Source organism: Hydrogenophaga sp., from assembly GCF_019635465.1.
Lineage (GTDB): Bacteria > Pseudomonadota > Gammaproteobacteria > Burkholderiales > Burkholderiaceae_C > Hydrogenophaga.
Genome location: NZ_JAHBZK010000011.1, coordinates 141896 through 149102 on the forward strand (window position 1 = coordinate 141896; position 7207 = coordinate 149102).

General features: G+C 67.1%; 4 protein-coding genes and 1 riboswitch. Of the genes, 3 read left to right on the forward strand and 1 reads right to left on the reverse strand.

The window, feature by feature from the left end; genetic code table 11:
* Window positions 1-97: 97 nt before the first annotated feature.
* Window positions 98-3769 (reverse strand): DUF748 domain-containing protein, encoded by a 3672-nt coding sequence (locus KF871_RS11985; protein WP_291142521.1) that lies wholly within the window; start codon window positions 3767-3769, stop codon window positions 98-100.
* Between the two features lie 685 nt (window positions 3770-4454).
* On the opposite strand from KF871_RS11985, the gene KF871_RS11990 reads away from it, so the two are divergent.
* The 3 genes from KF871_RS11990 to KF871_RS12000 all read left to right on the forward strand — a co-directional run.
* Window positions 4455-5321, forward strand: a complete 867-nt coding sequence (locus KF871_RS11990; protein ID WP_291142523.1) for a transglycosylase SLT domain-containing protein — start codon at window positions 4455-4457, stop codon at window positions 5319-5321.
* Between the two features lie 31 nt (window positions 5322-5352).
* A riboswitch (ZMP/ZTP riboswitch) is annotated at window positions 5353-5513 on the forward strand.
* A 34-nt stretch (window positions 5514-5547) separates the two neighbouring features.
* Window positions 5548-6792 carry a serine hydroxymethyltransferase gene (gene glyA, locus KF871_RS11995; RefSeq protein ID WP_291142526.1) on the forward strand — a complete coding sequence of 415 codons (1245 nt, stop codon included), beginning with the start codon at window positions 5548-5550 and terminating at the stop codon, window positions 6790-6792.
* Between the two features lie 106 nt (window positions 6793-6898).
* Window positions 6899-7207, forward strand: a 309-nt coding sequence (locus tag KF871_RS12000) for an ATP cone domain-containing protein (RefSeq protein WP_291142528.1), incomplete at its 3' end; no start/stop codon positions are given.

The window sequence follows — 7207 nt, forward strand, 5'->3', positions numbered from 1 at the left end:
CCGGGGGCGCTGGCGCGCGAAAAACGCGTATTGTCGCCGCACGGAGAGCGCTTGGGGAGCGCCCTGCGGCGGGTGGCCACGCCACCCGGGACGGGGCTCAGCGCGCCGCGAGTTGCAGCTCGACCTGAGCCTTGGTCGCCTCGCCTTGCCCGGCGCTGCCCAACCTGGGGGCCCCCAGAAACACCCGGTCTTCGGCGAGCTGCTGGCGCAGGAGGTGCTCCTTGACGGCCACCGCGCGCGCCACCGCCAGTTCGCGCATGGCCTGCTCGTCGGGCACCTGTGCCGCCAGCAGCAGCGCCTCCATCTCGGGCACCGGAATGTCCTTGGCGATGCCGATGAAGTTGCGCGGCTTGGGGATGTCGGCGCGGCGGTAGGCCTCGCGCAGCAAGGCCTCGCGTTCGGCGGCCTCGATGACCGGGCGCGCGGGCACCTCGCCACCTGCACGCGCCAGCTGCCGCCGTTTCTCGGTGCGCAGCAGTTCGTCGAGCCGGGCCGCCTGCCAGCCGGCGCGTTCGGCCTCGGCGTTGGCTTCGCCCACGATGGTCAGGCGCAAGGCCGGGCGATTGAGCAAGGCCTTGGCCACGGCGTCGAGCTGGCGGCGATCGGCGTCGTCCAGGGTGGCACGCCCGGGCTCGAACGCGATGCGGCTGGCGTCGGCACCGCCCGCCGACAAGGCATTGGCGATGAGCGAGAACGGCGCGGTGATGGCCTTGCCGATCAGGTTGACGATGAGCCGCACGATGATGGGCCCCAGGCGGAATTGCGGGTCGTTGAGCGAGCCGCTGATGGGCAGGTTGATGTCGATCACACCGTCGCGATCGGCCAGCAAGGCAACCGCCAGCTTGACGGGCAGGTTGGCGCTGCTGGCCGGGTCACGCTCGCCGAAGCTGAGCTGGTTGAGCACGATCTGGTTGCTGGCCTCGAGCTGGCCACTGGGCTCGATGCGGTAGCGCACGTCCACGCTGAGCTTGCCGCGTTCGATGCCGTAGCCCGCGTACTTGGCGCTGTAGGGCGACAGCGGCGGCAACTCGAGGTCGCGCACCTGGCCCTTGATGTCCATGGCCAGCGGCGTGGCCAAAGGGTTGATCTGCCCCGCCACGTCGAGCAGCGCCGTCCCCTCGGCGCGGCCCTTGAGCGAGAGATCGGCCAGCGCAAGCGGCTGCCCGGGCGCAGGCGGCTCGCTGCTGAATGCACTCAGGCGGCCCGTCACCTCGCTGAGGTTGGCGGTGTAGTTGGGTTTGATGAAGCGGTCCGAGAAACGCACCCGACCATTGACGAGGCTGATGGGGCCGATGCGGATCTGCGCTGGCGCTGCGGACTGTTCCGGCGCCTGCGCCTGCGGGGTCGGCGCCTGTGGCTGCTGCGGCGCAGACGATTTGAGCAGTCCTTGCAGGTTGATGCGACCCTGCTCGTCGATCAGCACCCGCGCAAAGTAGTCGCTGAGCGCGGTCTCGTCCACACCAATCACCGTGGCCTCGCCCGGCACCACCCGCACCGCCAGCCCCCGCAGCTGCAGGCTGGCCCAGGTCAGCAACTCCTCCGCAGGGGCGATGGAGTTGGCGCGCAGGTCGTCGATGGACGCGTTGGCGCGCAAGTCGACCCGCGGGCCGGCGTCGCTCAGGCTCAGGTCAAGCTCACCCTGCAACCCCGCTTCGGCGCGCAGGACCTCCAGGTTGTTGAGCTGATCGGCCACGTAAGGCACAAACGCATGCAAGGGCACTCGCTCGAGCACCAGCTGGCCACGGGCACCCGCGCCGGTGGTGGCCCCGGGCAACTGTACCCGACCATCAAAGCGCAGTTGCGCCGGCGTACCGACTTCGCGCGGACCGTCTCCGGCGGGCGCTTGCGTCAGTCGCGCTTGCAGCTTCAAGGTGGTGGGCGGCGGCTTGGCGGCCAGCGGCTGCACATTGGCCGCCCGCAGCGAGAGGCCATCGATGTTCAAGGCCACCCGCTGCCCCGGTTGCTCGTCCACGAAAGCGACCCGACCACCGTCCAGGGCCACCTCGTTCAACCTCACATCCCACGCAGGCGCGGGTGACGGCGCTGCTGGCTCGTCGGCCGCCGAAGCGGGCGAGGTCGAACGCAACCAGTCCTGCGCCTGCCATCGCCCGTCGGCGCGTCGCTCAAGCGCCACGCGGGGCCCGCGCAACGCCATGCGGCCGACCTCGATGCGGCGCGCCATCAGGTCCAGCGCGCCGTCGGCCACCGTCAACGATGACCAAGCCACCTGGGGTTGTCGTGCAGAGCCCAGCAGCACATCGTCCAGCGACAGGTTCTTGATGTCGATGCGTAACCCGGGTGGCGCCGGTTCGGCCGCAGCGCGCCAGTGAAATTCCAGCGCCGCCTGTGCACGCCCCGCCAGCGGCAGGGTGAGGTACTGCGCCACATAGGGTGCCGCCACGCTCAGCGGCAACTCACCCAGCGTCAACTGTGCCGAGGCCTCTTGATCGGTGGCCCGGCCACTCAGTTGCAGCGGCGTGTCGCCCAGGCGGGCGTCAAGCGACAGCGGTACGGCCTGCTGGACAGGCCAGGTCAAGCCGGTGGCCTTGAACTGCATCGCAGACAGGGACACGTCCGCCTGCGGCCGGACAGCAGCATCGCGCCAATGGACGGCGCCCTCTTCCAGCGTCACTTCATTGACGGCCAGTTGCCAGCCGGCGGTCGAGGAGGAGGAACCCGATGCGGGTTGCGACGCGGGCTGCGATACAGGCTGCGACACAGGCAAGCTGGCCAGCATCCGCTGCAGGTTGATGCCGCCGCGAGCGTCCCGCGTCACGGTCAGCGCGGGTCCGGTCAAACGCACGCGGGCGACGCTCGCACGCTGACGCAGCACCTCCACCCGGTCCAGATCCACAGCCAGGCGCTGCCACCGCAGCCAGACCTCGTCTCCCTCGGAGAAAGCCACATCGGACACGGCCGCCTGACCGGAGAGGACCAAGGTGGGTTGATCGTGCTGCTCGAACGCCAGCGACAAGTCCAGGTGCAGGTGCGCCGAGCGCAAACGCGCAGGCAGGGAAGCCGGCCAATAGGCCAGGTAGGGCTGAACATCGAGATCCGGAATCTGCAACCGCACGCGCGTTTCGCGGTCTTGCGCGAAGGGCGTCGTGGCGGCACGCGTGTCGAACCGACTGCCATTGAGCTCGAACGCCAGACGCGGCTCGGTAACCACTTCCCGGCGCGAGCCCAGGTTGCTGAGGAAGGGCACCGACAGGTTGAGCTGATGCAGACGGTGGGTCACGCCGACCGACCGGTCCTCCAGGGTGAGCGCGCCATCGGTGACGTCAATGTTGAAGATGGCGAAACGAACGGGCCCACCTGGCTCGCCCGGTTCGTCAGCGGGTGCTTGCAGGCGCTGGATCACATCGTCCAGATCGAGCCGACCGTCATCGGTGTGCTGAACGTGGAGTTCGGGCGCTTCGATGCGCAGGGCATCCACCACAGGCGCCCAGCGCAACAGCGACTGCAGTTCCATATCTATATAGACGCGCCGCACGCTGAACTGAGTCGAGGTGCCCGCCGCGTTCGCCACCTGCAGGCCCTGGAGGTCGAACACCAGCGACCACGGGCGCACGTCAATGCGCTCAATGCTCACCTGGCGCCCCAGCGCTGCGCTGCCCTGCTTCTGCAACTGCCACTTGAGCAATGGCGGCAGTCCCAGCCACATGAGGCCCCACAGCACCAGCAGAGCGGCTACCCCATAGCCCAGACGGCGCAGCCAGTGCCGGGCATCAAAGGCGATCGAACGGGGATGGACTGCGCGCTCGGCCATGGTGCGCAGTGTCTCTCAAGGTTGCGACCGGTGGATGAACAGCCCCTAAAAGCAGAAACCCCGGCAGGGCGAACCTGGCCGGGGTGGACGGCGGGCAACAAGGCACTTGCCGTCGGTTTTGGAGGCAGGAGGGTCTGGTCCCGCCAACCTGGAAGCAAGAGATTGCTCCCGATGGGGTGCCAACTTGCGGCAGTACCGCGCTGTTGGCAAATGCCGGTCTTTCAGACTGGCGAAACGAAGACTACGCCCACCCCTTCGGCTCGGCAAGCGACGGTCGTCGGCTTGTGATGGAACTTTTCAATGAGAGCGGGCACTGCCATTTCGGAACCCTGGAACCGCATTTCGCGGCATGAAAGGCCGCGCCCAGCCGACCAGCGGTCATCGAGCGGTCACAGATCGCAAGTCCGCGCCAGGCTTGGACTTGGCGACGGAAAGATGACAAGCGTCACGCCATCGCCTGTTTCTTAATTTCAATTTGTTCTGTTGAACACCGTCTAAAACATTGACTTGTTATTTGACGCCCCCTACCATCCGCCGACTTTTGCCCAAGCGAGGGTAAACCCCCAACGCTGCCCACCCGGGCTAACTCGACCCTTTTCCCCATGAAGCGGTCGATGGCGACCCCAACGACCGGCCAGGAGCCCCACCCAAACGGTGCGCCCGGCCGACCAGCAAGGAGCGATCCATGAGGACCAACTCGCCGAAGCCGCAGAAGAGCACGTTCAGTGCCCTGGCCTCGTCCCTGAACCATGTCGGCCGCGACATGTACCAGGGTTTCATTCACACCACGCAGAACGGTCTGGCCCTGTTGGGCACCGTGGCAGCCCTCACCCTGTTGGTGTTCGGTATGCGAGCCGATCTGCGCACCACCGCCGAGGAGCGACTGCTGTCCTGGCTGCTTGAGCGCCAGGAAGCGCAGCAACTCGTCGAGCGCGATGTCGAAGTCGAGCCCAGCGCCATCGAGCGCGTGACCGCTGGCAGCCTGCGCGACCTCACCGAGCAGCAGGCCAAGGTGACCCAGTGGCTGAGCAAGCGCTACCGCGTGGCGCCCGAGCCGCTGGCCGCGCTGGTCAGCGAGGCCTACAACATCGGTGAGCGCGTGCGCATCGACCCGACCCTGCTGCTGGCCGTCATGGCCATCGAGTCGCGCTTCAACCCGTACGCGCAGAGCCCGGTCGGCGCCCAGGGCCTGATGCAGGTGCTGACCCGCGTGCACACCGAAAAATACGAAGACTTCGGTGGCGAGCTCGCTGCACTGGATCCGCTGTCCAACCTGCGCGTGGGTGCGAAGGTGCTGCAGGACGCGATCCGCCGCTCCGGCTCGGTCGAAGGTGGACTGCGGCTGTATGTGGGCGCCGTGTCCACGGACGGCAGCTGGTACATCAACCGCGTGCTGGCCGAGCGCCTGCGCATCCAGAGCGTGGCGCAAGGCAAACCCATGCAGCGCTATGTACCGCCGGCGCAGGCCATCCCCGTCACCGCACCGCCGGTGCAGGGTGACGTCGAAGCCGAAGTGCGCCCCGGGCACACCACCACCGCGATGCCCTCCTGACCCCCAATCGCGTGGTGCTCGGATAAACTACCGGGCGCTACGCGACTGGCGATAGGCGATCACCCAACCGAGGTCGATCGCTGACGTGGACCCCCGGACCGGCCACCGGCCGCCCCCTCCGGGACAACCACTGGGAAGCGTGCCGCCTGCACCATCTGGTCGGGCGTTCAGCCGTTCGCCTGGGCAGCCCTTGTTTCCGCAAGGTTCCACCGCCATCAGGACTGCCATGTACGACCGCCGCATCCTCATCGAACAGACCGACCCCGAGCTGTTTGCCGCCATCCAGGCCGAGAACGCCCGCCAGGAACACCACATCGAACTCATCGCGAGCGAGAACTACGCCAGCCCGGCCGTGATGGCCGCGCAAGGCACCCAACTCACCAACAAGTACGCCGAGGGCTACCCTGGCAAGCGCTACTACGGTGGCTGCGAGAACGTAGACGTGGCCGAGCAACTGGCCATTGACCGCATCAAGCAGCTCTTTGGCGCAGACGCCGCGAACGTGCAGCCGCACTGCGGTGCGTCGGCCAACGAAGGCGTCTTTCTGGCTTTCCTGAAACCGGGCGACACCATCATGGGCATGAGCCTGGCCGAAGGCGGCCACCTCACCCATGGCATGCCGCTGAACATGAGCGGCAAGTGGTTCAACGTCGTGTCCTACGGCCTGAACGCACAGGAAGAGATCGACTACGACGCCATGGAGCGCAAGGCGCACGAATCCAAGCCCAAGCTGATCGTGGCCGGTGCGTCGGCCTACAGTCTGCGCATCGACTTTGCGCGTTTTGCCAAAGTAGCCAAGGACGTCGGTGCCATCTTCATGGTCGACATGGCCCACTACGCGGGCCTCATCGCCGCTGGCGTCTACCCCAACCCCGTGCCACACGCCGACGTGGTGACCTCGACCACCCACAAAAGCCTGCGCGGCCCGCGCGGTGGCTTCATCCTGATGAAGGCCGAGCACGAGAAAGCCATCAACAGCGCCATCTTCCCCGGCCTGCAGGGCGGCCCGCTGATGCACGTGATCGCGGCCAAGGCCGTGGCCTTCAAGGAAGCGCTGCAGCCCGAGTTCAAGGCCTACCAGCAACAGGTGGTGAAGAACGCGCAGGTCGTGGCCGAGACGCTCACCCAGCGTGGCCTGCGCATCGTGAGCGGGCGCACCGAAAGCCATGTGATGCTGGTCGACCTGCGCGCCAAGGGCATCACCGGCAAAGAGGCCGAGGCCGTGCTGGGCCAGGCCCACATGACCATCAACAAGAACGCCATTCCCAACGACCCCGAAAAGCCGATGGTCACCAGTGGTGTGCGCATCGGCACCCCCGCCATGACCACCCGCGGCTTCAAGGACGACGAGGCCCGCCTCACCGCCAACCTGATCGCCGACGTGCTGGACAACCCGCGCGATGAGGCCAACATCTCGGCGGTGCGCGCCAAGGTGAATGCGCTGACCGCGCGATTCCCCGTCTACAAGTGATAGCCCCCACGCTCCGCCGCTACGCGGGTCACTGCCCCCCGAGGGGGCTGATCCGCCTTGGGGCGGCCCGGCGGCGGATCGTGTTTCTCTCTGAGCAAGGTCCCTCATGAAGTGCCCCTTCTGCGGCCACCTGGAGACGCAGGTCGTCGAGACCCGCGTCTCCGAAGAGGCGGATTTCATCCGCCGTCGCCGCCGTTGCGGGCACTGTGACAAACGCTTCACCACCTACGAACGCCCGGAAGTGAGCTTCCCGGCGGTGGTGAAGAAGGACGGGCGCCGCGTCGACTACCTGCCCGACAAACTGCGCGACTCGTTCACCCTGGCCCTGCGCAAGCGCCCGGTGAGCACCGAGCAGGTGGACGCGGCCATCGAGCGCATAGAAGAAAAATTGCTTAATCTCGGTGCCCGCGAGGTG

Excerpts from the sequence above, each read along its gene's own strand:
- KF871_RS11985 (WP_291142521.1), bottom strand. The coding sequence starts at position 3,769 with ATGGCCGAGCGCGCAGTCCATCCCCGTTCGATCGCCTTTGATGCCCGG.
- KF871_RS11990 (WP_291142523.1), top strand. The coding sequence starts at position 4,455 with ATGAGGACCAACTCGCCGAAGCCGCAGAAGAGCACGTTCAGTGCCCTG.
- glyA (WP_291142526.1), top strand. The coding sequence starts at position 5,548 with ATGTACGACCGCCGCATCCTCATCGAACAGACCGACCCCGAGCTGTTT.